This window comes from Kouleothrix sp. (assembly GCF_046328425.1).
Lineage (GTDB): Bacteria > Chloroflexota > Chloroflexia > Chloroflexales > Roseiflexaceae > Kouleothrix.
Map to the genome: position 1 here is coordinate 1 of NZ_JAXLWP010000005.1, position 26,139 is coordinate 26,139.

Annotated in this window: 18 protein-coding genes; 9 read left to right on the forward strand and 9 right to left on the reverse strand. The window is 65.9% G+C overall.

The features are described 5' to 3' along the window. A partial coding sequence (locus U0177_RS04775) for a hypothetical protein (RefSeq protein WP_409569457.1) occupies positions 1 to 364 on the reverse strand: 364 nt, incomplete at its 3' end. 324 nt (positions 365 to 688) lie between these two features. Here U0177_RS04775 and U0177_RS04780 point away from each other — a divergent pair. The 7 genes from U0177_RS04780 (at position 689) to U0177_RS04810 (ending at position 11,937) form a co-directional block, all read left to right on the forward strand. After that, positions 689 to 1,993 (forward strand): ATP-binding protein, encoded by a 1,305-nt coding sequence (locus tag U0177_RS04780; protein ID WP_409569458.1) that lies wholly within the window; start codon positions 689 to 691, stop codon positions 1,991 to 1,993. 435 nt (positions 1,994 to 2,428) lie between these two features. Continuing rightward, entirely contained in the window at positions 2,429 to 3,547 is a 1,119-nt protein-coding gene (locus U0177_RS04785; protein WP_409569459.1) for a hypothetical protein, read from the forward strand. Next, a complete protein-coding gene (locus U0177_RS04790; protein WP_409569460.1) occupies positions 3,532 to 4,431 on the forward strand; it encodes an AAA family ATPase in 900 nt (299 codons plus the stop codon). The genes U0177_RS04785 and U0177_RS04790 overlap by 16 nt, the downstream gene beginning before the upstream one ends. 3 nt (positions 4,432 to 4,434) lie before the next feature. Further along, a complete protein-coding gene (locus U0177_RS04795) occupies positions 4,435 to 5,511 on the forward strand; it encodes a hypothetical protein (RefSeq protein ID WP_409569461.1) in 1,077 nt (358 codons plus the stop codon). Positions 5,512 to 5,571: 60 nt separating this feature from the next. Further along, on the forward strand, positions 5,572 to 8,559 hold the full coding sequence (locus U0177_RS04800; protein ID WP_409569462.1) for a CHAT domain-containing protein: 2,988 nt from the start codon (positions 5,572 to 5,574) through the stop codon (positions 8,557 to 8,559). Positions 8,560 to 8,572: 13 nt separating this feature from the next. Beyond that, positions 8,573 to 9,157, forward strand: a complete 585-nt coding sequence (gene aat / locus U0177_RS04805; protein ID WP_409569463.1) for a leucyl/phenylalanyl-tRNA--protein transferase — start codon at positions 8,573 to 8,575, stop codon at positions 9,155 to 9,157. A 1,163-nt stretch (positions 9,158 to 10,320) separates the two neighbouring features. After that, the gene (locus U0177_RS04810; protein ID WP_409569464.1) at positions 10,321 to 11,937 is read left to right on the forward strand and encodes a DUF4173 domain-containing protein; all 1,617 of its coding nucleotides are present in this window, start codon (positions 10,321 to 10,323) and stop codon (positions 11,935 to 11,937) included. Positions 11,938 to 11,943: 6 nt separating this feature from the next. Here the strand turns inward: U0177_RS04810 and U0177_RS04815 are convergent, their stop codons facing one another. From U0177_RS04815 to U0177_RS04830, 4 genes are all read right to left on the reverse strand, one after another. Further along, complete coding sequence (locus U0177_RS04815; protein ID WP_409569726.1) at positions 11,944 to 12,798, reverse strand: pyruvate, water dikinase regulatory protein; 855 nt, start codon at positions 12,796 to 12,798, stop codon at positions 11,944 to 11,946. Between the two features lie 84 nt (positions 12,799 to 12,882). Next, the gene (locus U0177_RS04820) at positions 12,883 to 13,344 is read right to left on the reverse strand and encodes a hypothetical protein (protein ID WP_409569465.1); all 462 of its coding nucleotides are present in this window, start codon (positions 13,342 to 13,344) and stop codon (positions 12,883 to 12,885) included. Between the two features lie 128 nt (positions 13,345 to 13,472). Next, a complete protein-coding gene (locus U0177_RS04825; protein ID WP_409569466.1) occupies positions 13,473 to 16,103 on the reverse strand; it encodes a DUF3656 domain-containing protein in 2,631 nt (876 codons plus the stop codon). Between the two features lie 215 nt (positions 16,104 to 16,318). After that, complete coding sequence (locus U0177_RS04830; protein WP_409569467.1) at positions 16,319 to 20,380, reverse strand: hypothetical protein; 4,062 nt, start codon at positions 20,378 to 20,380, stop codon at positions 16,319 to 16,321. Positions 20,381 to 20,753: 373 nt separating this feature from the next. Between U0177_RS04830 and U0177_RS04835 the strand changes: the two genes are divergently transcribed. Both U0177_RS04835 and U0177_RS04840 read left to right on the forward strand, forming a co-directional pair. Continuing rightward, positions 20,754 to 21,353, forward strand: coding sequence for a PKD domain-containing protein (locus U0177_RS04835; protein ID WP_409569468.1), 600 nt, complete (start codon positions 20,754 to 20,756; stop codon positions 21,351 to 21,353). Between the two features lie 343 nt (positions 21,354 to 21,696). After that, complete coding sequence (locus tag U0177_RS04840) at positions 21,697 to 22,077, forward strand: PadR family transcriptional regulator (protein ID WP_409569469.1); 381 nt, start codon at positions 21,697 to 21,699, stop codon at positions 22,075 to 22,077. Positions 22,078 to 22,218: 141 nt separating this feature from the next. Here U0177_RS04840 and U0177_RS04845 read toward each other — a convergent pair whose 3' ends face one another. The 4 genes from U0177_RS04845 to U0177_RS04860 all read right to left on the reverse strand — a co-directional run bounded on the left by U0177_RS04845 (position 22,219) and on the right by U0177_RS04860 (position 25,734). Then, positions 22,219 to 24,267 carry a protein kinase domain-containing protein gene (locus tag U0177_RS04845; RefSeq protein WP_409569470.1) on the reverse strand — a complete coding sequence of 683 codons (2,049 nt, stop codon included), beginning with the start codon at positions 24,265 to 24,267 and terminating at the stop codon, positions 22,219 to 22,221. 61 nt (positions 24,268 to 24,328) lie between these two features. Next, a complete protein-coding gene (locus U0177_RS04850; protein ID WP_409569471.1) occupies positions 24,329 to 24,628 on the reverse strand; it encodes a PadR family transcriptional regulator in 300 nt (99 codons plus the stop codon). Between the two features lie 127 nt (positions 24,629 to 24,755). Continuing rightward, positions 24,756 to 25,232, reverse strand: a complete 477-nt coding sequence (locus U0177_RS04855) for a DNRLRE domain-containing protein (RefSeq protein ID WP_409569472.1) — start codon at positions 25,230 to 25,232, stop codon at positions 24,756 to 24,758. Between the two features lie 16 nt (positions 25,233 to 25,248). Beyond that, entirely contained in the window at positions 25,249 to 25,734 is a 486-nt protein-coding gene (locus U0177_RS04860; RefSeq protein ID WP_409569473.1) for a hypothetical protein, read from the reverse strand. Positions 25,735 to 26,139 lie beyond the last annotated feature (405 nt).

Genomic DNA, 26,139 nt, shown 5'->3' on the forward strand with positions numbered 1-26,139 from the left:
GCGACTGCTGCGCGCCGCAGGTTGCCAGCGCCCGGCCGAGGTCGGGCATCAGTGTGCTGGCCCACGTTGCGGCCGAAGGAAACCCAGGCGTAAACTCGGCGACCCAATCGAGCACAAGGTGATCGGGGGGCTGCGCCGTGTGGCCGGGAAACGTCACCAGGTCGACGTGAATTGCGCCCGGTGGCAGCAGCGCGTCAAGTTGCATGTTCAGCCTCTCGATCGCCGCGCGAATGTCGTCCATCTCGGTATGAATCTCGGGCGGCGTGCTCAGGCCAAGCTGGGCAGCCCTGAGCTCAAGCTGGTGCAGGCGCCGCTCGTGCTCGTTGCGGATCTGCTCGATCTGCTGGCGCTGATCAGATGTCATTGGCGTACGCCTTTCGCTGATAGTGCGCGGGCATCCTGCTGCCGGGCTGCGTGCTCGCACCCTGCTGCGCGAACAGATACACCATCGGCTCACTCCATCGGTAGCTCACGGATCGGCGTTGCAGGGATTTACTATAGAACGTGGCTCAACGAATTTTTAGGAGATGCATGGCAGGTCTTTTTTTGGTAGCGTGCGGCGGGCTTCGCCAACCGAGCCGTGCGCGCACCATTGCGATGCGGCACCCGCTATGCTATACTGCCAGGGCAGCCGAGGCGCAGCAGAGCGCCAACACGGCACAACCACACGCTACACCTGGAGGCGGCAATGCAACAACCATTGACCTCTTTGCCCCTGACGGATACAGCCCACCGGCCGCACCAGCTGCCGCCGCGCCCGCGCAGCATCGAGGAAACCGGCCTGGCGATGACCTTCATCTCGGACATGATCGTCCGCGCGCTGTACCTGATCGGCGAAATGACCGGCCAGCAGATCGTTGACCTGCTGCACCTGCCCTACGACAACGTGATCGACCAGGCGATCACCTACCTGCGCCGCGAGCAGATGTGCGAGATCAAGGGCACCGGCGGCATCGGCGAGAAGGCCTACCGCTACCAGGCCACCGCCCGCGGCATCGAGCGCGCCAAAGAGATCGGCGAGCGCACGCAGTACCTCGGCCCCGCGCCGGTGACGCTGGCGGCCTACACTAGCATGATGGCCGAGCAGAGCACCCAGGGCCTGATTATTACCGAGGACTCGATCCGCCAGGCGTTCGCGCACCTGGTGATCGGCGAGTCGCTGCTGCAGCAGCTCGGCCCGGCGATCAACTCCGGCAAGTCGATCTTCCTGTTCGGCCACGCCGGCAATGGCAAAACCAGCATCGCCGAGGCTGTGTCGAAGCTCATGTCCGACACGATCATGATCCCCCACGCCGTGATCATCGACGGCCAGATCATCCGCGTCTTCGACCCGATCCACCACGACCGCGTGCCGGTGGCGGCGAACCTCGAGCATACCTACGACAAGCGCTGGGTGCTCTCGAAGCGCCCGATCGTGATCGCCGGCGGCGAGCTGAACCTCGACTCGCTCGACCTGGTGTACGACGAGTACAGCAAATACTACGAGGCGCCGCTGCAGATGAAGGCCAACGGCGGCCTGTTCCTGATCGACGACTTCGGCCGCCAGCAGGTGCGCCCGCGCGAGCTGCTGAACCGCTGGATTGTGCCGCTCGAGAAGCGCCAGGATTTCCTGACGCTGCACACTGGCAAGAAGATCGAGGTGCCGTTCGACCAGCTGATCATTTTCTCGACGAACATCGAGCCCAAGCAGCTCGTCGACGAGGCGTTCCTGCGCCGCATCCGCTACAAGGTCGAGGTCGGCAATCCCTCGCCGCCCGAGTTCCGCGAGATCCTGCGGCGCATCTGCAAGGCCAAGAACGTGCCCTATAGCGACGAGGGCCTGCGCTATTTGCTCGAGCAAGAGTACGGCAAGCGCAATATAGAGCTGCGCGCCTGCCACCCGCGCGACCTGATCGACCAGCTGATCGACATCGCGCGCTTCACCCGCACCCAGCCGACGATGTCGCGCGAGCTGCTGGCGGCTGCATGTAAGTCGTACTTTGTCGAGGTGTAGCGGGGAGCGGTCGAGCGGTCGAGCGGAGAGCGGGGGCGAGCACAAGGCTCGCCCTTACGGTGGGATACGGTGGGATGTGGCACACTACATCTGCTAGAGCGGGGGTGAGCACAAGGCTCGCGCTTACGGTGGGATGTGGCACACCACATGTGCTAGAGCGGGGGGCGAGCACAAGGCTCGCCCTTACGGTGGGATGTGGCACACCACATCTGCTGTCGCGCCACGAGGCATGTGCCGCCGACGGTGCACACGTGAGGGCGTTCATTATGGGGTCTGGGGCGTAGCCCCAGCAGGGGGATGCAAGGGGCGGCTGCCCGCCCCTTGCGCGGGGTACGGGGGCGCAGCCCCCGAAAGACCTCCGCGCGGGGTACGGGGGCGCAGCCCCCGAAAGACCTCCGCGCAGGACAGGGGGCGCAGCCCCGAAAGACCTCCGCTATGCCTAGCCAGGAAGAGATCACCACACAGCTCGAGCTGCTGCGCACCAACCGCCGCACCCTGGCCTATGGCCTCGAGCAGCTGGGCCGGTTTGGCCCATCGTATACGCCGCCGAACGTGCGCGCCGACATCGACGACGCGCGCGCGGCGATCGGCCGCATCAAGCAGACGCTGCGCGGCTGGCAGGTGGCCGTCGACGACCTGCCCGACGACGCGCCGGCCGCCTCGGCCGCCTCGGCCGCGCCGGCCGTGCCGGATCTGGCGCAGCAGCTCGCGGCGCTTGGCATCGCGCCCGGCGCTGGCATCAACCCGAACGACCTGCAAACCCTGGCGCGCGCGCTGCAGGCCCAGAGCCAGGCCTCAGGCGACGGCAACCTCTACCGCGCGCTGCTCAACCTCGACTACCGCTCGCAGACCGGCACATTCGCGCAGTCGGTCGCGCCGCGCAGCCTCGCGGCCTACCTGATCGACGGCCCGCGCCTGTTCGGCCAGCGCTGGCTGCTCAACCGCCTGCTCAAGCGCTACGAGCGCTCGATCCAGCCGATCTCGATCGACCTGCGCCGGCTCGGCCGCGGCAAGAGCGTGGCCGACCTGTGCCAGGAGATCGGGCGCAAGGCCGGCGTGGCCGCCAGCACGCCCGAGCAGATCGCCACGGTGCTGTGCAAGTGGTGGGAGACGCAGCACACCATCCTGATCTTTCACTCGATCGACCTCGTGGGCGAGGCCGCGCTGAACGCGATCCTCAGCGGCTTCTGGGCGCCGATCGTCGCAATCGCCCGCCAGTCGCCCTGCTGCGCCGGCAGCAACAAGCTGCTGCTGTTCCTCGTCGATAACCAGGGGTCGTCGGCCGGCTGGAATGTGCCGATCGCGCAGGGCCCGGCCGACGACCCCGCGCGGCCGGTGCGCCTGCCGACAATCGCGCGCTTCTCGAGTGCCGACCTGGCCGACTGGATCGAGGCGTCGCTGATCGATCTGCCCGACGACTTCAGCACCCGCACCGACCCCGAGACCATCCTGGCCCACTCGGACGACGGCATCCCCGAGAGCGTGCTGGAAGAGATCTGCGTTGTGTGCGACTATGATTGGAACGAGGGAGCGAGCCGATGGCTGAAGCATTGAACCGCCCCGCGCTGGAGTACGGCACGCAGCCGCGCCAGGCGGCCGGGTCGCCGCCATACCTCCCCAGCCAGGCGCTGGCCGAGGCCGTGAACCTGGCGATCTTTCTCGGGCGCCCGCTGCTGATCAAGGGCGAGCCGGGCAGCGGCAAGACGCGCCTGGCGCGCGCGGTGGCCGAGTACCTGGGCCTGCCGTACGAAGAGTGGCACATCAAATCGACCAGCCGCGCGCGCGATGGCCTGTATACCTACGACGTCGTCGGCCGGCTGCGCGACGCCCACCTGGCCGCCAATGCCGCCGCCGACCCCGGCGCGCTCGAGCGCAGCAAGAGCCCGGTAAACTATGTGCATATGGGCCCGATCGGCCGCGCCTACGCCAGCGAGCAGCGCACCGTGCTGCTGATCGACGAGGTCGACAAGGCCGATATCGACTTCCCCAACGACCTGCTGCTCGAGCTCGATCAGCAGCGCTTTATTGTCGAAGAAACTGGCGCCACGGTCGAAGCGCGCCAGCCGCCGATCGTGCTGATCACCAGCAACGACGAGAAAGACCTGCCCGACGCGTTTCTGCGGCGCTGCCTGTTCTACTACATCGACTTCCCCAGCCCCGAGCGGCTGCGCGCGATCGTGCTGGCGCACTTCCCCGACGCCTCGGCGGACGTGGTCGCCGCCGCAGTTGAGCGCTTCAATGCGCTGCGCGCGCGCATGCTGCAAGACAAAGGCGCCACCGGCAAGCGCGTCAGTACCAGCGAGCTGATCGACTGGTTCCGCGTGCTCCAGCGCTTCCCGCACGACGAAGCGCTGCGCCGCCTGGGTGGCGAGCTGCCGTTTGCCGGCGTGCTGCTGAAGAGCTGGGAAGATCACCAGCGCTACCTGGCCCAGGGCTAAGCCATGACGAGCACAGAACTGCCGCTGCTCGAGCTGTTCGCCGAGCTGCGCCGCGCCGGCATGCAGCTCGGCGTCGATGAGTATATGCTGGCGCTGCGCGCGCTGCGCGGCGGCTTCGGCCTGGACGGCCGCGAGTCGCTGCGGCGGATGTGCCATACGCTGTGGGCCAACACGCCCGACGAGCAGCGCCTGCTCGATTACCACTTCGACCGGATCATCGCCCAGGACGCGCCGCCGCCGCCGATGCTCGGCGAGGCGGGCGCCGGCCCTGCGGCGGCGCCGCGCGTCGAGGATATTCAGCTCGCGGCGCCGGCTGCCGCCAACGCTGGTGCTGCCGCGCCTGCGCCCGCGCCGGCCCCGACCGCCCAGGCGGCGCGCGTGCTGGCGCGCATGGGCGCGGCCGGCGGCCCGCTGGCGGTGTTCGCCAGCGCCGGCGAGCATTTCCCGCTCACGCGCCGCCAGATGAAGCAGGCCTGGCGCCACCTGCGCCGCCCGACGCGCATTGGCCCGCCGGTCGAGCTCGACCTCGACGCGACAATCGCGCGGATCGCGCGCGATGGCATGCTGGTGATGCCGGTGCTGCGCCCGCGCCGCGTCAACCGCGCCGAGCTGCTGCTGCTGATCGACCGCAACGGCTCGATGGTGCCGTTTCACGGCCTGAGCCAGCAGCTGATCGAAACCGCCACGCGCGGCGGGCGCCTCGGCCAGGCCGGCGTCGGCTACTTCCACAACTGCCCCGCCGACTACCTGTACCACGACGCCGGGCAGCAGCGCGCCGAGCCGATCGGCGAGTGGCTGGCGCGCCTCAGCGGCGAGCGCGTGTCGGTGATGATTATGAGCGACGCAGGTGCCGCGCGCGGCGGCTTCAGCCCCGAGCGCGCGCTGCTCACCGCCGCGTTCCTCAGCCAGCTCAAAGCGCGCTTCGCGCGGGTCGCCTGGCTCAACCCGATGCCGCGCGCGCGCTGGCAGGGCACCACCGCCGAAGTGATCGCCCGGCTGGTGCCGATGTTCGAGCTGGGCCGTATTGGGCTGGACGGCGCGATCGACGCGCTGCGCGGCCGCGCCAGCCGGGGAATGTAGGCGGAAGCGAGCGGCCCGCGAGATCCGCTGTGTCCGGCCGAGAACCTGCGACGTTGAACCATGAGCGAACCCGCTACAACCAGCGCCCGGCCCGCGTTCCCGCGCCACCCGCGCCTGCGCTCGTTTGCGCGCAAGTTTGGCCGCGCGTACGTCGACCTGGCCTGCCACGCGGCGTTCCCGATCGCGCTGACGCCCGACCTGCTGTATATGCTGTGGGGCGGCTTCCCGCGCGACGTGCTCGACCAGCCGATCGGCGCGCCGTGGGTGGCCGTGGCCGACCTGCTGCTCTCGAGCATGTGCGACGAGGTCGGCCACGAGCTGTACGAGCTCGACCCGGCCGTGCGCGAGGAGCTGCTGGCCGAGCTGCGGGCCAACCCGCGCTTTGGCCCGCAGCGCGCCGCCGAGCTCTCGGACTTTGTGGCGCGCTATGTCGAGCAGCAGCTGCGCAGCAGCGACCCGTTCGTGCGCGACTTTGCCGAGGCCCAGCACTGGGCCGCGCGCGCCGCCGTCGACCCGGCCGCCGCCGCCGCCGAGCTAGCGCGCGCCTACGCCGAGGTTCAGGGCGACGATCGCGAGCGGCTGCTGCGCCTCGAGGCGATCGTCGCGGCGCTGGCCCGCCCCGAGCGCGCCGGCGAGATCGAGTCGCTGCTGCCCTACGCCCGCGCGCTGGCCGACTGGGCGCGCGGCGACACCGCGCGCGCCGCCACGGTGCTGCGCGCCATGGCCACCGCCGGCGGACAGATCCAGATTGGCGGCGTGGTGCTGCCGGTGCCGCAGGATCTCGCTACGCCTCCCGCGCCCCAGGCAGCGAGCGCCGCCGCGCAGCAGGCGGATTTCGGCGAAGCGGCGCAGCAGGCCGCGTCAGCGCCCAACGCCCCGCAGGTGCCAGCTGAACCGAGCGAAGAGCTACTGCTGCTACTCCAGCGGCGCGAGGCCACGCTGCGCCGGCTGCGCGCGCTCGAGCAGCAGCAGGCGTATTTTGGTCTCAATAGCCCGGTGGCACTTCTGAACGATCTTCAAGAGGCCCAGAAAGAAATCAGCAATCTGGATACGCAAATCCAGTTGCTTGGCGGTACGCCCGTAAGGTCAGGCGAATTGGCCGAAGAGATCGCGCATCTGCAGGCGCTCTACGCCACCCAGCAGCGGCGACTGCACATCCTCGAAGAGCAGGTCGCTAGGTTCTCGGAGCAGCTGGCGCCGCCACAAACCATGGCCGAGCTGCGCGCGGTGCAGGAGGATATCGCCGCTACCTCCCGGCGCCTGCGCGAGCTGGGCGTGGCGCCAGAGGCAGCCGAGGCCCAGCCGCCGGCCGAAGCCGCGCCCCAGCCGCTGGGCGACGACGAGCGCGAGCAGCTTGAACAGCTGCGCCAGGCCCACCGCCGCACGCTGTATATGCTAGAAGAGCAGCAGGCGCGGTATGGCATGCAGGCGCCGGCCAATCTTGTTTTGCAGGCCGAAGACACGCGCGCGCGGCTCGCCGAGCTGGATCGCCAGCTTGGCAGCGCGCTGCCGCTCGACGACGAAGAGCGCGCGCATCTCGCGCGGCTGCAGGCCCTGCATGTGGCCAATCTGCAGAACCTTGAGACCCAGAGCGCCCGGTATGGCGCGAGCGTACCGTCGCATATCGCGCTCGAGATCGAAGATCTGCGCGCGCAGATCGCCGAGATCGATCGCCGGCTGGGCCAGGCGCCGCCAGCAGAGACGGCCGTGCCCAATGTTGGTGAGGTGCCGCAGGCTGCAGCACCCGCTGAGGCGCAGCCCGCAGCCGCACCCGCCGAGGCTGCGGCGCCGGGCGGCGCGATCACGCTGCACATTGCGCGGCAGGGCCAGGGCTTCAGCGCCGACCTGAACGACGGCACGGGCTGGCTGCGCGCGCGGCTCGTGCTCAGCGACGAGCAGCTTGGCGCGGCGGCGAGCGCCGCGCGCGAGGCGCTGAAGGAGATTGTGTTCACGCAGATCGGCGGCCAGTACACCTACCAGGTCGCATCCACCACCATCCCGGCCGAGGTGCACGCCCAGTCGCTGCAGAAGCTTGCGCGCGCCGGCGCGCAGCTGTACGAGCGGCTGTTCTACGCCCCCGGCGGCGACGGCGCGCGCCAGCTCGGCGACCGGCTGCGCGAGCTTTCGCGCGGCGCCCGCCTGCGCGTCCGGGTTGTCGCCGAGACATTCTTCATCCCCTGGGGCCTGCTGTACGACCGCGCGCTCGCCGACGCCGACCAGATCGACCCCGAGGGCTTCTGGGGCTTCCGCCACGTGATCGAGTGCCAGGTGCCTTCGAGCGAGGTGCGCTCGCCCACGGTGCTGAGCGAAGAGGCCGAGCCCGCCGCCACGCCGGCGATCGAGCCGCGCGAGCAGCTTGAGCTGGCGTTTGTCGGCAACAACGCCCTCGACACGCAGTTCAACCAGCTGCAGCAGCCGATCGTGCAGACGCAGCGGCAGTTCATGGCCGCGCTGCCGAATGTGCGCCTGGCCGAGTTCGCCACCGTGCCCGAGCTCTACGCGCTGCTGAGCGACGCCAGCAGCCCGGCCCAGCTGATCTACTTCTACTGCCAGCTGGTGCATAAGCGCGCCAGCGACGCCGGCGGCATCGACGCGTCAGCGCTGGGGCTCACCGACGCGCGCGTGAAGCTTTCTGAGCTGAAAGAGCGCACGCCCCCTGGCGCGCGGCTGCCCGGCGCGCCGCTGGTGTTCTTGAACACCGCCAGCAGCGCCGAGCTTGACCCGACCCGGTTCGAGGGATTCACGCCCTTCTTCCTGGCGCACGGCGCGCGCACGGTGGTCGGCAGCGAAACGAATATGCCGGCGGTCTTCGCCGCCGAGTTCGGCCAGGAGTTCGTGAAGCGCTTCGCGGCCGGCGAGCAGAGCGCCGGCAACCTGCTGCTGAACATGCGCCGCGCCTACCTGCAGCAGCGCAACAACCTGCTCGGGCTGCTGTACGCCTTGTATGGCGACGCCGACACCCAGGTGGTGTGGCCTGCGCCCGAGCCGCCGCGCGCCGCCAGCAAAGGCTCGCCGGCTCAGCGCAGCGGGCGCCCGCTGCCCCGCTAATGCGTGAGAAGCCATGCCGCTAACCCCCGACATGCTGATCGCCGGCTATTCCCAGGGGCTGTTTCCCATGGCCGGCGACGACGGCGCGATCAGCTGGTACGACGTGCGCCGCCGCGCGATCATCCCGCTGGACGCGTTTCACGTGCCCAGGCGGCTGGCGCGGCGCGTGCGCAACGGCGGCCTGGCGATCCGCGTCGACACATGCTTCCGCGACGTGATGCTGGCCTGCGCCGCGCCGCGCCCCGGCCACGACGGCACCTGGATCTCGGGCGAGATGGTGGATGCCTACACCGAGCTGCACCGCCTCGGCTTCGCGCACAGCGTCGAGGCCTGGCGCGGCGGCGAGCTGGTGGGTGGGCTGTATGGCGTGGCCGTGCGCGGCCTGTTCGCCGGCGAAAGCATGTTCAGCCGCGAAACCGACGCCAGCAAAGTCGCGCTGGTGCACCTGGTCGAGCGGCTGCGGCGCGGCGGGTTTGTAATGCTCGACTCGCAGTACATCGTCGGCGAACACATGCTGCAGTTCGGCACAGTCGAGATCTCGCGCGCCGAGTACCAGCGCCGCCTCGCGCAGGCCCTCGCTGTTGCGGCAGTGTTTTGATGGCTGGGAGCTTCTCTAGCTGGTCATGCTGGGGCGGTGCGCCCCCGGCCCCGCAGGTGGTCATATCGGGGCGCTGCGCTCCCGGCCCCCCCGCGTAGGGTTGGCTTGCGCTTCGTCTTGGCTCCTTGCACGCCTCGTGGGTTGGTCATATCGGGGCGCTGCGCCCCCGGCCCCCCGCGTAGGAAAACCCTGCCGGTTTTCCTACAACCTTTCCGGCTGAAAGAAGGCCGTGCCAGTTTCAACGCCGTACGCTCGTGCCTCAGGGCAAACCAACAGATCGTTTCGCGCCACGAGGCAAGCCTTGTGGGATGGAGCGACATGCTGGTTTGCCACGAGGCATGCGCCACGAAGGGTGAGCATATCGAGGCATTCTTTACGGGGTCTGGGGCAGCGCCCCAGCGCGGGGTGCAGGGGCTGGCGGCAGCCCCTGTTGCGGGGCACGGGGGCGCATAGCTCCCCGGCTCATCCCGACGGGAGAAGGGCGCGCACGATGCGCGCCCTACGGAAAGAAGGCCGTGCCAGTTTCAACGCCGTACGCTCATGCCTCAGGGCGAACCAACAGATCGTTTTGCGCCACGAGGCAAGCCTTGTGGATGGAGCGACATGCCGGTTTGCCACGAGGCATGCGCCACGAAGGTGAGCCGAGGCATTCTTTACGGGGTCTGGGCAGCGCCCCAGCGCGGGGCAGGGGCTGGCGGCAGCCCTGTTGCGGGGCACGGGGGCGCATAGCCCCCGGCTCATCCCGACGGGGAGAAGGCGCGCACGATGCGCGCCCTACGGGAAAGAAGGCCGTGCCAGTTTCAACGCCGTACGCCCATGCCTCAGGGCAACCAACAAATCTTCTACGCCACGAGGCATGCGCCACGAAGGAGCATATCAAGGCATTCTTTACGGGGTCTGGGGCAGCGCCCCAGCGCGGGGTGCAGGGGCTGGCGGCAGCCCCTGCTGCGGGGCACGGGGCGCATAGCCCCCGAAAAACCTAGCAGGCACGGGGCGCATAGCCCCCGAAAAGCCTAGCAGGCACGGGGCGCATAGCCCCCGAAAAACCTAGCAGGCCCGTCAAGCACCCGGGTGCGCCCGCGCCCACACCCATAGGGTTTCGCCGCGCGCGCCGCTGCGCTATACATAGCATGACGATGTTTGCATTGCACTGGAGCCTTGTCATGCCGAACTTGCTTCGCCCCTACCGCGTGTTGGTCGCCGCGCTGCTGCTCGGCGCCGCCGCCGACTACCTGTTCAACGGCCGGGCGCTCGGCGTCTCGGCGCCGCTGTTTGTGGCGCTAGGCCTGGCGCTGCTGGCCCGGCTCGGCGTCGACGAGCGCCGGCCCGCCACGCGCGCCAACCTGTGGCTCGGCGGCGCGGCGCTGTTCTTCGCGCTGTGCCTGGCTTGGCGCGCCTCGGCCACGCTGACGGCGCTGAACGCCGCGGCGGTGGCCGGGCTGCTGGCGCTGCTGGCGCTGAGCTACCGCGCTGCGCCGCTGCACGCGCGGCACCCCGCCGAGCTGCTGGCTGGGCTGGCCGGCGGCCTGGGCGACATGCTGTTTCAGCCAGGGGCGCTGGCTGCCGGTGCGCTGCGCGCTGCGCCCGCGCCGCGCCTGCGGCTCGCCTCGGCCGGGCGCGTCGGCTGCGGGCTGCTGCTGGCGCTGCCGGTGCTGTTCATCTTCACCGGCCTGCTGATGGCCGCCGACGCGGTGTTCGCCAGCTACGTCGAGCAGCTGCTGAGCTTCGACATCCCGTTCGATCTGGCCGACCTGCTCGGGCACGCGCTGTTCGCTGGGGCGGCCGCGTGGGCCTGCGCCGGCGGGCTGCTGGTGGCGCTGGTGGCCGACGAGCGCTGGGTGGTGGGGCGCGCGCTGGCCGCGCTGGCGCGCGCGCTCGTCGGCCTGGTGTATGTCGAGCCGGCCGAGGCCGCCGGCGTCGAGGATCTGCCGGCCGAGGGCGACACCCAGCGGCTGCGCGCGGCCCGGCGCGCGCCAATCGCGATCGGCGCGACCGAGGCGCTCACCGTGCTGGCGCTGGTCGATCTGCTGTTTGGCGGGTTTGTGGCGATCCAGGGCGCGTATTTCTTCGGCGGGCTCGACACGCTGGCGCGCACCGGCATGACCTACGCCGAGTACGCGCGGCGCGGCTTCTTCGAGCTGCTGGCGGTGGCCTGCCTGTCGCTTGGGCTGCTGTGCGCGCTGGCGGTCGTCACGCGCCGGCCGGCTGCGCGCGTGCGGCGGGCGTTCAACGCCGCCAGCGCCGCGATGATCGCGCTGGTGCTTGGGCTGCTGGCCTCGGCCTTCGAGCGCATGGCGCTCTACGAGCAGGCCTACGGCTACACCGAGCTGCGCGTCTACACCCACACGTTTATGATCTGGCTGGCGCTGGTGCTGGGGCTGTTTCTGCTGGCGCTGTTCCGCGCGCGCCCGCAGATCTTCACCTTTGGCGGGCTGGTGTCGCTGGTGGTGTACCTGGCGGCGCTGAACCTGGCCAACCCCGACGCGCTGATCGTGCGCGAGAACATCGCCAGGGTGGGCCGTGCGGCCGCCTATAGCCATCGCGGCGAAGAGGTTGACGTATTCTACCTCACGCAGCTCTCGCCCGACGCCACGCCGGCGCTGGCCGCGTCGCTCGGCCAGCTCAACGGCGAGTCCTGGCTTGTGGTGGCTGCGGCGCTCGGCGGCCGGCACGACGAGCTGGCCAGGCAGCAGGCCGCCGACGGCTGGCCGAGCTGGCACCTCGGGCGCGCCAGCGCGCTCTGGGCGATCGAGCGCACCGGCCTGGCGCGCCCGCAGTAGGCGCGCCTACGGCCGCGTGATCAACGCCGGAACCGCCAGGCGGTGCTCGAACCAGCGCGAGATCAGCGCGATCACCTGGTCGGCGCTCTCCTCGATCGGCTTGTTCGTCACGTTGATCGAGGTGAAGCCGCCGCGGCGGAAGATCCGCCGCGCGTACTCGACCTCGTCGTACAGCGCCTCGGGGTCGGAGTACGCCCGGCCGCCCATGCCGGCCATGTTCTGCTGGCGCCAGCGCCGGTGCTGCATCAGCATATCGACGTCGATCGTCAGGCCGACGACGCGGTGGCGGTCGATCTCGAACAGCTCGGGCGGCGGCGCCACCGCCTGCACCAGCGGCACGTTGGCCACCTTCCAGCCCAGCACCGAGAGGTAGATGCTCAGCGGCGTCTTGCCCACGCGCGAAACGCCCGTCAGCACCACGTCGGCCTGGTCGAGCTCGTGCGGGTTGCGGCCGTCGTCATGGTCGACAGTATACTCGATCGCTTTGATCCGCTCGAGGTACACGTTCTCCTGGCCCTGGTACAGCCCCGGCTGGCCCAGCGGCGCCTGGCCGAACACCGCCGCCACCTGGGCCAGCGGGTCGCCGATTGTGTCGAGCGCGACGAGCTGGTGCTCGCGGGCTTTCTCGATCAGCAGCGCGCGCAGCCGTGGCTCGACCATGGTGTGGATGACGATGCCGCGGCGCGCGGCGGCCTGCTCGACTGCTTCGGTCAGCTGCTCGGTGTTCGACACCTGCGGGATGATGATCACCTCGGGGAATTTGCCGGGGAACTGGGCCAGCACCACCCGCGCGATATGCTTGCCAAGCGCGCCGGCGCCGCCCGAGATAATGAAGATCGGCGCTATCGGTTCCATTGCCAGCCTCCCGCCATTCGCTGCTACTACGCGCTACAATAGCATCGGCGCGGCTGGCGGCCGTGGAAGTTCGGCAACGTGTTGTGGCGATCACTCTACTGGCGCGGGGCCAAGCAGCGCGTCGAGCTCGGCGGCGATGCCAAGCGCCGCTGCCTCGATCGCGCGGCCGTCGCCGCTGTCGCGCGCGGCCGCGCCTTGCAGCGCGCGGCCCCATTCCGCCAGGTTGGGGCGGCCCTGCAGAAACGTGGAGTAGATCCGCCGGCAGGCGCTGTCTTTGGCCCACTCGCCGGCGATGCGCCGGCCGGCCGCGTGCATGAGGGCCGCGAGCCGCGCGTGGGCTGCCGGGTCGCGCACGCGCGCTAGCAGCGCGTCGCTCTGCGCCAGCCAGCCAGGGTAGCCCGCGCCGCCTTCGAGCAGGTAGGTTCTCACCCAGCGCCAGTACTCGTCGAAGCTCTGCCTCGCGGCGTTGCGCCGGTCGCGGGCGTAGGCCGCCGCGAAGTACTGCCGCCACGAGTCCACCAGCGCGGTCTGTTCGGGTGTGGCAGGTGCCATTTGGCTGCTTTCTCGTACGCGCCGGGCTGGCGCGGTGTCGGGATATGCGAGCGTGTGCGAGCGCGAGGGTTGCTTCGGCTGGCTTGGCGCGTGGCGAAGGCCGAATGCGCCTACTTTGCCGCGCTGCGCTACTGCGCCAGCGGGATTATCAGGTGCTCGTCGGGCACGAACAGGCTGCCCTCGGTGGCGCCCTGCGGCGCGACGCGCGCCAGCTGGCGCGCCAGCTCGTGGCTGGCCATGCGCCCGGCCAGCGCCTCGCGCCACGCCTGGCCCACGCGCCGCACCTGATCGCCGGTCTCGTGTACGAACTCGAGCCGGAAGTGGCCGATCCCCGCCTCGCGCCATGCGTCGAGGTGCCGGCTGGCATCCTGGGCCTGGGCTCCAAACACAGTGTTGCGGCAGCCCACGTCGGCCATCACCGGGTGGGCGCGGCCGCTCACGTCGCGCAGCGCCACGCGGTGCTGCTCGCAGGGGTGGCCGCAGTCTTTGTAGCTGGTGCCCGCCGAGAGAAAGCGGCAGAACACGCAGTGCTCGGTGTGAAACACCGGCAGGTGCTGGTAGGCCACCACCTCGAGCTTTTCGGCGCCCAGGCTGGCGGCCAGATCGGCCACCTGGGCGGCGTTCAGATCGTGCGTAGGGGTGATGCGCGCAAGCCCAAGCTGCATGAAGGTCGCGGCCGTCAGGGTGTTCGCGGCGTTCAGGCTGAAGTCGCCGATCAGCTCGGGGCAATCTTCCTGCTGCAGCGCCTCGAGCAGCCCGCTCGAGCGCACCACGATCGCGCAGCCGAGCTTCAGCAGAAATCGCACGACGCGCTGCTCGCTGGGCTTGAGCACGCGCGGGCTGGCCACCCGCGCAGCGATTCCGTGCTCCTGCACGCGCTCGACTGCCGGCCGCAGCCCGTAGAGCTCGAGGTAGTCGAGCGTGATGCTGGCCGGGCGCAGCTCGATCGCGGCCTCGAGCTGCTCGGGCGTGCGCACCAGCAGGTGCAGTTCATGTTGAATAGACGGCCGCGAAGCTGCCAGCAAGGCATCAGGGCGCGAAGGTTCCTCTGCAATCGTATCTGGTTCAGGTATTCTTGGTGTCTTGGTGTCTTGGTGGCTAGGCAGCTCGTGAGTTTGTTTTAGCCAAGGACGCGCGCTGAGCGCAGCAAGCGCCTGTTCCGGGTCGTTGATCGCTATCCAGCGCGCTGTGGCCTGCAGCTCGGCCAGCTGCTCGGTGGCGGAGCGGCGCAGGCTGTTCAGCAGCGAGCTGGGCGCAAACGGTTGGCCGCGCAGGTCGAGCTCCAGCTCGGCCAGCTGGTAGGGCGTATTGCCGAGGCGGCCAAGCTGCTCGCGCAGGAACTCGGCGCTGAGCGCGCGGCTCTGCGCCGGCCCGAGCGGCTCGTCCGAGCGCACCGTCACGCGCAGATCGGGCCGGCGCGCCAGCACCCACTCGATCGCCAGCGGCGCGCCCTCGTGCGCCACCACGCGCAGGCGCAGCGGCTGCTTCTGCACTGGCGCGGCGGCCTGCGTAAAAGGCCGCGCGGCGCGGTCGAGGTCGGGGTCGTGCGTGCGCCACACCAGGTCGCCGGCGCGAATGCGCGCCGTGTCGATCGCGCCAGGGCCGAAGCGCAGCTCGAGCTGGCCATCGCGCGCCGCCGCGACGCCGTAGAGGCGCCCGCCCTCCTCGGGCTGCTCGGGGCTGCGCCAGCCGGCCGCGTCGAACACCATGCCGTCGCCTGGCTTCAGCGGCGCGGCGGCGATCGCCGGGTCGGGCGCCAGCAGCACGCGGTCGGGCAGCACCCGCGCCACGCGGCCGGCCAGCACCCCGCGGTGGCGCGGCGTACGGCCGCTCACCACCGACTGGTGGTTGGTGCCGCTCACAAAGTGCGCGCCCAGGCCGCGCGAGTACACCTGCTCGATGCGCAGCTCGTCGGCGCGGCCGATACTCAGCGACACGCCGGCCCAGGCTTCGTCCACGGCCTTGCGGTACGCGCTGGTGGTGATCGCCACGTAGTTCGCGTCCTTGTAGCGGCCCTCGATCTTCAGCGCCGACACGCCCAGGCGTACGATCTCGGGCACCAGCGGCAGGGCGTACAGGTCGCCGGGCGAAAGCAGGTAGCGCGCGTCGCCCAGCGGGCGCAGGCGGCCGTCGACCAGCAGCTCGTAGGGCAGGCGGCAGGCCTGCGCGCACTGGCCGCGGTTGGCGCTGCGCCCGCCCCAGGCCTCCGACGAAAAGCACTGCCCCGAGTACGAGACGCACAGCGCGCCATGGACAAACATCTCGAGCTCGCAGTCCGTCTGGGCGCGGATGGCGCGAATATCGTCGAGCGACAGCTCGCGCGCCAGCACCACCCGGCTCACGCCAAAGCGCCGCGCCAGCTCCACGCCCTCGGCCGAGGTGATGCTCATCTGGGTGCTGCCGTGGATCTCGAGCTCTGGCGCGATCTGGCGCGCCAGCCGCGCTATGCCCACGTCCTGCACGATGATCGAGTCGGCCCCAGCTGCGGCGATCTCGGCCAGCGCGTGGGCCGCCTCGTGCAGCTCGCGCTCGAACACCAGCGTGTTGAAGGTGACATAGCCCTTCACGCCGCGCTGGTGCAGCGTGCGCATCACCTCGGGCAGCTCGCCGGGTTCGAACCCGACCTTGGCGCGCGCGGTGAAGTGCTTCAGGCCAAAGTACACCGCGTCGGCGCCTGCCTCGATCGCGGCGTGGAGCTGCGGCCAGTAGCCGGCCGGGCTCATTACTTCTGGCTTGGCTGGGGCTGTCGCTTCTGGCATCGTGGCTCCCGCTCTGCTCGCGCCCGATCGCGCGGCCCATAGGATACCACAAATACCGCTTGCCAGGGGAACAAAAGGCAGTGTGGCGATTTCGGCAAAGCTGAAACCGCCACACTGCCTTGTGCTCACCACGCTTCCGAGCGCGGGAGCGGGGGGTATTGTTGGCGTCGTGGTGCAGTGGCTTTGCGACCGCACCACGACGCCAAAACGGAATACTAGCGGCTGGCCACCGGCACAAACACGCGCCCGTCCGAGACGATCGTGGCGCTGTTGGTCGGGTTCTCGGCGTCGGCGTAGCCGAATGTGCCGCTGCCGCTCACCTGGCGCTTGTATGTCGCGCCGGCGGCGAGCAGGCCACTGTCCCAGCTGTTCGCGCCGCCGCCGTCCAGCTGCACGTCGCGCGCGCTCTGGGCCGATGCGCCGCTGCCGGTGATCGTGTGACCCTGCGTGTCGGTGTTGACCCACACGATCACCGTGCCGGGCCGCACCTTCACCACCGGCGGCTCGAAGCCGTTCGGGCCGACCGTGACGGTGACGGTAGCGCTGCCGGCGATCTTGGGCGTCAGCGCGATGTTATACTCCACCGGCGTGTTGCTCACTACGATATCGCGGCTGCGGTACGGCTGGTAGCCGGCCTTGCTGGCTTCGAGCCGGTAGGTGCCGGGCGGCGTGTAGAAGCTGAAGAAGCCGTTGGCCGCGGTTGTCTGCGGGTTGGTTTGCCCGAAGTCGCTCGCCGGCCATAGCCCGAACGATGTCGCGCCGCTCGCGCTGGTCTGCGCCTGGCTACACGTCACTGTGGCGCCGGCCAGCTTGCCGGCCGTGGGGCCGAGCCGCGCGTCGTATACCACGCCTTCCGGATCGATCAGCACCTGGCCGTCGGAGCAGCGCCGCACCAGGTTGCACGTGACGCAGATGCGCAAGCTGCTGCTGCCCAGCTCGGCGCGGTCGCCGGTGGTGAAGGTCGTTTGGAACACGTGGTTGTTATCCGGGTCGGCCAGGCTCACCGTGCCGGCGGTCGGAACGTCGAGCGTTACGGTGGCGCTCGGGTCGGTGCAGCACAGCTTCACCGTCACGGTGTAGGTGGTGTGCGCGCGCAGAAACACATTCCAGCCGTCCTGGTCGGTGCGGCCGCTCTTGTCGCGCGGGATGAACGCGCGCCCGCCGTCGTCGGTGAACCGCAAGCTCAGCGGGCTCCAGCCCAGCGTGCTGTCGACCATGACCGTTGCGGTTGGCGAGGGCTGGCTGGCGACGCCGCCGAGCCGCGCTACGGCGTAGATGTCGTGCGCGCCGTTCGCCAGTGTGGCTGGCTGCGACCAGACCCCGGCGTTGCTGGCGGTTTGCGAGCCGAGCAGCGCGCCGTCGACGTAGACGTCCACCGCCGCGCCGGGCTGGGCGCGCCCGCTGATGCTGATCGTGGTCTCGCAGGTGGTGCCTGGCGTTGGGTAGACGATCACCGGCGGCAGCAGCGGCACTGTGACACTCGCCACGGCGGTGTTGTTGGCCGTGTTGCTGTCGCTGGCGCTCTGGATCGTCACCGTATTGCTGAGGATCGTGCCGGGCGGCGTGGTTATTGGCGCGCTGGTCTGCAGCACAATCACGCCGGCCTGGCCGGGGCCAAGGTCGCCGAGCGCGAAGCTGGTGATCGCGCCCGCGTCGCTGTGCGGCAGATTCGGCACCGCCAGCACCTCGCCGCGCGTCTGCGGGCCGCTGAGGGTATCGGTCAGGGCCACGCCGCCGGCCGCGCCAGCGCCGTGGTTCTGGTAGCCGATGCGCCAGCTGATCCGCCAGATCGGCGTGTCGCCGTTTGGCCCATCGCTGCGAAACTCGGGGAAGATACTGCCGCTCTTCTCGACGGCGGGGTCGGCCGGGGCGCTCTCGCCGCGCGATACTAGCAGGTAGTCTTCGGTTTCGCCGAGGCGGAACGGCTGATCGTAGCCGCGCCCGTCGCCGTAGCTGCAGGCCAGGCCCGTGCAGCCCGCCGGCAGCACCTTGTTCGCGGGCCGGTCGCTGAGCGTGACGCGCAGCCACGCCGGTTTGCCGGCCAGCTGCTGCGGCCAGGCCACCGGCCCGCTGGTGCTGGCCAGCAGATCTTGCGTGCCGGCGATCTTGGTGGTGTCGATCGGCATGTCGATCACGATGTGCTCGCGCGCAAGCGCCGGGCCGTTGCCGCTGGCGGCGGGGCACTCGAACGAGTCGGCCCAGTCGCCGTCGCGGTTGCTGTCGAGCCACACATTCAGGTAGGCTATGCCGCTGGTCGCCGTGAGCCAGCCGCTCGCCTGCGGGTCGACGCTGACCTTGATCGGCAGCTGCGCAGTGGCGCAGTTGCTGAACTGCACCTTGTCGCGCGCCAGCCCGTCGTCGCCCTTGTCGAGGTCGGCCGCGCCACTCGCGGGCTCGAGGTTGTGGGCGCCGTCGCTGTCGAAGCCGACATCGGCCTCGTCCTCGGCGGTCACGGCGGTGCCAAGCCGCAGCGGGCCGGCGATCAGGTGCTCGGGGCCGTGCGGCGCTGCGCTGTTGAAGACCGTCGGGAACTGGCCGGGCACGCCGGGGTAGGCCATGATCGGCATGGTGTTGAAGTGGTTGCTGCTATCGGGGGCGTCGCCGAGGTCGTGGCACGCAAGCCGCAGCATGGTCGCGTTGCTCTGGCCCTGCTCGTTGCTGGTGTACCAGCGCGCGGTGTTCACTAGCTGATCTTCGCAGCGCACGTCGCCTGTGAGCCGTACGCGCAGCTTGACGTGCACCGGAGCGCCAGGCGCCACCGTGCCGTCCCAGGTCGCGGTGCCGCCGTCGCCGACGATATGCGCCTCGCCGCGCTCGGCGGCCGCGTCGATGCCCTGCAAGCCCAGCGGCAGCACGTCGCTGATATGCACCGTATGCGACACATTCGTCGTGGCCAGCGTCAGCATGTACGTCGCTTCCTGGCCGGGCAGGATGCCGCGGTCGATCACCAGCGCGGGCTGGCCGTTATTCTCGGCCACAATCCGCTTCTCGAGCGTGATCTGGCCGGTGGGCGGCGGCTGGCAGCTCACCGGCACCTGGATGTCGGCGCTCTGGATGGGCGCGCGGTTGAGCTGCTGGGCGCGCGCGACATTGTGGATCACGCGGTTGGGCTGGCCGTCGGGGCACTGCGTCAGCTTCACCTGGAAGCTCACGCGCAGCTTGGCCTGGGGCGCCAGCGCGCCCTTCCAGCCGATCGTGCCGCGCGGCCCGGCGCCGGCGTCGAAGTAGGCCACCAGCGGGCTGGCGCCCGGCGCGATCTCGCTGACGCTTGGCCCGCTCACGAGCTGCACGTTGGGCGAGAGCGTGTCGGACATCACCGCTAGCGCGGCGGGGCTGCCGGCCGCGCCGGTGTTGGCGATGTCGATCGTGTAGCCGAGCACCGCGTTCAGGCCGGGCGTGCCGCTGGCGCTGGTGGCCTTGCTGATCGTGATCGGGCCGGGCTCGCCCTGGCCGGGCGCGGGCGGCGTAAACAGGTAGTCTTCGGTCTCGCCCTCGGCGTAGCTGTTTGGCGCGGCTGGGCCGCGCCCGTCGGCGATGCCGCCGTCGGCGGTGGGGGCCGGCTGCTCGCTCAGGCTGAAGCGCACCCAGGCGGGCGCGCTTGGCGCGGCGTTCAGCACCAGCATTGTCGGGATGGTGAAATCCTGCGAGGGCGCCGCGAACGTGCTGGTATCGATCACGAAGTTGCGCACGATCCACTCGGAGGTCACGCTCTGGCCGCCCGGGCAGGCGCGCTGGTCGGCCCAATCGCCGTCGCGGTTGCCGTCGAACCAGACGTTCAGAAACATGCGGCCGGTCGGCGGCTGGGCGTTGAGGTTCTTCGATACACGCACGCTGAGCGTGCTCTCGCGGCAGTCGCCGATCAGCGCGCTGCTCTGGTTCAGCCAGCCGTCATCGCCGCCGTCGTTGTTGGCGTTATCGGCGCCGCCGGCCAGAATATTATTTTTGCCGTCGGCGTCGGCGCCGGTGTCGGCCTCGTCCTCGCCGGTGACACTGGCGCCGAGCCAGGTGCGGCCGGTGTTGGCGTGGCGCGGGCCGGAGGGCGCGGGCGTACCCGAATTCCAGACGGTCGGGAAGCGGCCGGGAACGCCGGGGTAGGCAGTGTTGGCAATCCCGGCGTGGTTGTTGTCGCTGTCGGGGGCGTCGCCCAGGTCGGCAGGCGCCGCCGCGGCGCTGGCGGCGGGCGTGCGCGCGCCGGTCGCCAGGGCCAGGATGACCAGAAGCGTGATAGGGGCCAGCCGGCGCAGCGCGCCGCGCGGCCTGGTGGTCGTGAAGGGCATGCCAATCTCCTGTCGCGAAATGTTGGCGTCGACGTAGTAGCCAGGTAGATCGAGAACCCTCGAATGCCTTTTCTTCTGCTCCTTTACGAGGCTCGCCTCGGGCGATCGGCGCCGACGCTGCTGGGCGCGGTGGCGGCGCACTGCTTCAGCAAGCGGAAATACGCTGTGTCAAGCCTACGGTAGCGCGGCGCGGCTGTCAATACCCGGCGGTACCGGGTCGTGATAGGCCGCTGGTCCCACTCGCGGCTGAGAGCAAGGTACTATCTGGGGCGCTGGGAAGGCGAAACTGGCACGTGGCCCCGTTCTTGCTTACATCCACGCGGGCGCACAGCAAGGCCTGCGCCCGATTGCGAAGAGATAAAGGAACAATGCCATGCGAAAAATACTCGCACCCCTCGCGCTCGGCGCCGCGCTGCTGCTGAGCGCCTGCGGCGGCCCGGCGGTGAACGACGCCGCCAGCCAGGCGGCCACGGCCGCGAGCGGCCCCACCGCCGGCGCCGCGCTTGATCAGATCGCCACCGCAGCCTCCGACCCGACCAACGCCGCGCTGGCGAATAGCGCGCTCGATCAGGGCGCCACTGCGCTGGCCGAGCCAACCACCGTCGCCGCGCTGAACGAGGCGGCCACGGCGCTCGCCGGCCCCGAGGCGGCCACGGCCGTGAGCGACGCAGCCGGCGCGCTGAGCGCCGCCGCCAGCGACGTGACGCTGCAGCAGGGCCAGGCGCTGGTGCTCGACGCCAGCAAGTCGGCCGGCGATATCAAAGACTACAAGTGGACGATCACCAAGGCGCCGGCGGGCGCCGAGGCAGTCGTGGGCCAGGTGATCAAGGAGAACTCGAGCGGCAATGTGTCGATCGACCCGGCCGACTACGCCAAGTACTTCCCGAAGAGCGGCGACTACACCGTGCAGCTGGCGGTCACCGATAGCGCCGGCAAAACCGCCACCAACGACTTCGCGGTGACGGTGCCGTAGCCGGCGTTCGCTCGATCTGATCCACAGGGCGCATGGCGCGCGGGGGCGTGTTCCTCCGCGCGCCATGTAGCTTTATGCCCGTGTGGCGCCGCGGCCGCCGCCGAGTCTATGGCCGAGGTGGGATGAAGGTACCGAGCAAGATAGGACTTTTATGTGATAGCCGGCGCGCTGCGGCAGGTGTATAACCAACCGTGCCAGCGCGGTGTTGTCACCGTTCTGTAACCTGGAAGCGCTGGCGCATTGAGGCAAGGTAGGCTATGCTGTTCCTCCCTAAATAACCCCCTGGTCGCACAGGGCATCTAGGCGATTTCCAGCATCACAGTCATAACTATCGAGATGGAGTATGGACGCAACTACGCGCGATCCGGCGGCTTTCCTACCCCTGACGCAGGCCGAGTTTCAGATCATGTTGGCGTTGGCAGAGGCCGAGATGCACGGCTACGGCATTATGCAGGAGATCGCGGCGCGCGCGGGGTACCACGCGCGGCTTGGCCCGGCCACGCTATACCGCTCGCTCAGGCGCCTGCTTGAGGCCGAGCTGATCGCCGAGGCCGAAGACCGCCCCGACCCAGCCGTCGACGACGAGCGGCGGCGCTACTACCGGCTGACGCCGCTGGGCCGCCAGGTGGCCCGCGCCGAGGTCGAGCGCCTGAAGCAGCTGGTGAGCGAAGCCTACCGCACCGAGCTTATGTACGAGTGCCCGGGCGAGGCGGGGAAGAGGTGAAGCTGGAAATAGGAAAGGAAACGTAATAAATTATATTTTCATTTAAAACATAATAGAGTCTAAAGTATAGCCAATCTGAACTGATATTGTAAGGGCGCGATATATCACGCCCTTACAGTTTATTAAGGGAAAACTCGCCAGTTAGTAATACTTTACAAAGTAAAATATAAGCGCAGTGAAAAAAGTTAAAACCGCTAAATATAACATAATTATTTTATAAGAATTATGTTTACTATTTACAGGAATTCGAATTGCCTGTACTCTAATGCGTAGTAGCTCATCTCCTTCCTTTTTTACGAATATGAATTCATTCAAAGCAGGCTTATTTGGCAGACGATGTTCATTAAGTGCAAGTGATATCGTAATTGGTCGATAGGGATATAGTTCGATTGTTGGGTGGTTTATTATAATCCACTCAGGATAGTCAATTCTAGCGCGTAAGTATCGACGACTTGTATTCGTAATATTAATAGTTAGTTCTTTCGGGTTATCTTTCTCTATATTTCCAAAGTTTAGGGCAGGATTATCTGCTGAGATTAAGTATGGGCCATTGCCGTAAAAATCTTGATCTATGAGCAGTAATATAGTATCGAGAAGGATATTTTGAGGGATCAAACTGTCGCTAACAAGATCGCGAACTTTATCAGAAAGTTCAGTTTTACCCCAATTATTTCGTAGTTGATTGTGTAGATCTGAACGTGCCCATTGCACTCCGGTCTCCCAGTTATTTATACACCACATCACTAATTCGCGCGATGTTTCTATTACTTTGCCATCAGGAGCATGAACAGGTGCTGATCCTCTGAGTGATTGAATAATAATATTCAAACGATTAAGAAATACTTGTGCATTTGGACGATCTTCTATTCGCGTGCTCCAGCTTTCTGTGATAAGTTGGTCAACCTCAGGCGGTATATTTGGATTTACTTTGCTAGCTAAAGGTAAAGGTCGACCAGCACTGAGATAATGTTGCTTACCTGTTAATAATACGTATAGTGTTACAGCCAAAGTATAAATATCCGAACGTGGTTCAGTTTGACCTTCCAACTGTTCAGGAGCCATAAATCCACGCGTTCCGCCGTAGTCATAGACGCCGCCCGTACTATATTCACGCGATAGTAATTTACCCAAACCAAAGTCTATCAGCCAGATGCGCCCATCTCGTCCCCGCATAATATTAGAGGGTGTAATATCCCGATGAATAATAATGGGCCTATGCGTGTGTAAGCGAACTAATATATCACATACTTTTTGTATGTAACTCAATGCATTGATAAGTGGTAAAGCCCGACCATTAGCTTGTTCGAGTAGTTCATTTAGATTGGCACCTTCAATATAATCCATAACAAAGCTATCATGCTTTTCAAGGAGATCCCAGATTTTAGGGATACCTTCTGTATGTTCGTCACTTAGCTCTTTAAGTATTCTCACTTCTTCCTTAAAGGTATGGCGTACATTACGGCGTTCATCGTCACTCATTTCTGGAGTTAAAGTTAAACGTTTGATAACGTATTTGCGCTTTAGCGGTAAATCCTCGGCTAAATAAGCAGTTGCGAAACCACCCTTTCCAAGTGGTCTAATAATCCGGTAGCGCTGTCCTTCACCGACGGTAGCGTTTTCTATAAATGGATCGGCAAATGGTAATAATAGCGGTGGTATTGGCGAAACGGATGACATGCTTGCATCGGTTTCTTTTTCTGTTCCTTCATGTACTTCCGATTCTGTTGGAAAATCAGGAATAGGTACTTCAAATTCAATATTTTTATTTTTGCGGATATTCGAGCTACTATTAGTTATTTTTTGAATAATCTGCTGAAGTTTTTGTTCGCGCATAGAATAGTTTGTAAGATCGATACAATCCAATATCTCAAGTCGTTTTGGTAATGTAAATACTTCCAACTTAACTGGTATGATTCGGTTTCGTATCGTGTTGTTGGGATCGCCGTTTCGTGCTATTAGTTCGGTGAATTCGGTAAATTCACTAAGTAGCCAATCTTCGGTAAGTATTAATAATATTTTGTGACTATTATCTACTGCATTCTCAATATTGCGCATTTTTGGGTGGCCAAATACGAAATCGCGGTAATCAACACATACTGTTAGCCCAGCATTCTCAAGACGTTGGAGAAGCCAATCTTTTACCCACGTGCGATCTTTTTTACTATAAGAAATATATACATCGTATTTCATTGCGACTCCAGTATGCCCATTTATTTTATTGAAACGTGATTTGAATTTTATATTAAAGATCCTAATGTATATTTGTAGATTGTTGTCGTCTTATCTCTTCCAGCATGATCTGCCTTCCTCTATATGTTATTTGATAATATCTTCGATGATTTTCATTATTTTTAAGATTAGCATTATCGCTCACTTCCTCGATAACCCCGTCATTTAGCATTTTATCTATAGTATAGTACAATGTAAATGGATGTATAAAACGTGACATTCTATTGGAATCATTAAATAAACTTAATATAATATCATATCCATGTTTGGGAGTGCCATCTAATTTCCTGAGTATGCGATACACTAACGTGTTTGTATACATTATCGTCTCCTTACTTAGCTTACTTTGTGTATAATTGATTTTATTATTTATTGTAAAAGAAAAGTTGAAGAGTATTCCGCTTTTTGCAGTTCTGCGGAATATATAACAGCTTCTGCTCACAATAAAACTATCTAAAAGATATATCTAACCCCGGCGGCGTAGTGCCCTCGCGACTCCAGAAGCGCACCATGCGCCGGGCGGTGGTTCCATCGGCTATCACGAGCGTGATGCTACGCTCGCCACGATCAAGTGTCGCGTTGATGTAATCGGTGATGTCGAATTCGATATCGCCAAGCTGGCTGATCTCGGCGCTGAGAAATGGCACCGCACTGTTAATCGGCGGGCGATTGTTCCAGGTAATCGTGTCTTCCTGCCAGTTGTTGTCGGAAACATACAGCTTCACAGGTGCGGGCTCGCCATTGGGCAGGCGCTCAACTGTTAGAGTGAGAATGGCTCGTACCACTGGCCCGGACACTGACGGGAGGTCGAAGCGGATATAAGCATTTCGGTCGTACTCATCGCTGCCGTCTTTAACAATGAGCAGGGTATCTGCGCCGTGGTTCGTATCTGCTTCGTCGCCATTGCGCACATACGCGTCTGCCACTGGGAAGCGCGTTTCGTCATCTGATGGCGTCGGTGTGTGGGTTGGCGTGTCGGTCGGCGTCGGCGTATCGGTGACAGTTGGCGTGTCGGTCGGCGTCGGTGTATCGGTGACAGTTGGCGTGTCGGTCGGCGTCGGTGTATCGGTGACAGTTGGCGTGTCGGTCGGCGTCGGCGTGTCGGTTGGTGTCAGCGTTGGCGTTCGGGTCAGGCTTGGGATAACCGTTGACGTTGGCGTTCGTGTTGGTCTGCGCGTTCGGGATGGCGTAGCAGTTGATGTTCTCGTCGCCGTTCGCGTGGGCGTTGGTGTGCAAATCTTCAGCGGGCAAGCGGTTGCCGTCGGCGTACTCGTAGCAGTGCGTGTCGCCGTTCGTGTGGGCGTCGGCGTGCAAATCTTCAGCGGGCAAGCGGTTGCCGTCGGCGTACTCGTAGCAGTGCGTGTCGGTGTTCTCGTCGGCGTGAGCGTCCTGGTTGCCGTACGGGTTGGTGGCCAGGTTGGGCGGCAAAGCCAGAGCGGGCAGGGTGTACGTGTTGGGGTCGGAGAGAGAGTGCGGGTCGCGGTGGGAGTTGCCGTTCGGCTCGCCGTCGGCGTGCGCGTCGGCGATGCTGTTCGTGTCCTTGTTGGCGTGTTTGTTGACGGCAGCGTCGGCGTGCTCGTTCGGGTTCTTGTAGGTGTATTTGTTCGGGTTTTGGTTGGAGTTGGCGTGCAGGCTTTTGGCCGGCAGGGCGTGGCTGTAGCCGTGTTGCTTGGCGTGGCGGTACGTGTTGCAGTGCTAGTGTTGGTTGGTGTACGCGTGGGCGTGTGAGTTGGCGTATTTGTTACAGTGCGCGTGGGCGTGTGGGTTGGCGTATTTGTTACAGTGCGCGTGAGAGTGTGGGTTGGCGTATTTGTTACAGTGCGCGTGGGTGTG